The organism is Alcanivorax sp. HI0007, from assembly GCF_001635525.1.
Taxonomy (GTDB): domain Bacteria; phylum Pseudomonadota; class Gammaproteobacteria; order Pseudomonadales; family Alcanivoracaceae; genus Alcanivorax.
In genome coordinates this window covers 1-936 of the sequence record NZ_LWEJ01000175.1, presented here as the reverse complement: position 1 = coordinate 936, position 936 = coordinate 1, and the positions used below count along the sequence as shown (strand labels likewise).

Here is a 936-nt window from a genome sequence, read left to right as displayed (position 1 = left end):
AGAATACTCATCCCAACCACCTGTGTCGGTTTGGGGTACGGTTCCTTATAACCTGAAGCTTAGAAGATTTTCCTGGAAGCATGGCATCAACCACTTCCCGGTCACAAAGGACCAGTGGTCTCGACTCTCAGCCTTAAGGTGCCGGATTTGCCTAACACCTCAGCCTACAGCCTTTCCCCGGGACAACCAACGCCCGGTAGGCATAGCCTTCTCCGTCTCTCCATCGCAGTTATAAGAAGTACGGGAATATTAACCCGTTTCCCATCAGCTACGCATTTCTGCCTCGCCTTAGGGGCCGACTCACCCTGCGCCGATTAGCGTTGCGCAGGAAACCTTGGTCTTTCGGCGTGGGGGTTTTTCACCCCCATTATCGTTACTCACGTCAGCATTCGCACTTGTGATACCTCCAGCATGCTTCTCAACACACCTTCACAGGCTTACACAACGCTCCCCTACCCAGCAGAACAAGTCTGCTGCCGCAGCTTCGGTATCCAGTTTGAGCCCCGTTACATCTTCCGCGCAGGCCGACTCGACTAGTGAGCTATTACGCTTTCTTTAAAGGGTGGCTGCTTCTAAGCCAACCTCCTAGCTGTCTGAGCCTTCCCACATCGTTTCCCACTTAACTGGAATTTGGGGACCTTAGCTGGCGGTCTGGGTTGTTTCCCTCTTCACGACGGACGTTAGCACCCGCCGTGTGTCTCCCGGATAGTACTCACTGGTATTCGGAGTTTGCATCGGTTTGGTAAGTCGGGATGACCCCCTAGCCGAAACAGTGCTCTACCCCCAGTGGTATTCGTCCGAGGCGCTACCTAAATAGCTTTCGGGGAGAACCAGCTATCTCCGAGCTTGATTAGCCTTTCACTCCGATCCACAGGTCATCCGCTAACTTTTCAACGGTAGTCGGTTCGGTCCTCCAATGCGTGTTACCGCATCTTC

The 936-nt window shown here is 53.5% G+C and carries 1 rRNA gene; it reads right to left on the bottom strand.

What is annotated here, in order from left to right:
* Positions 1-936 (bottom strand): 23S ribosomal RNA (locus tag A3714_RS09830); the annotation flags it as partial.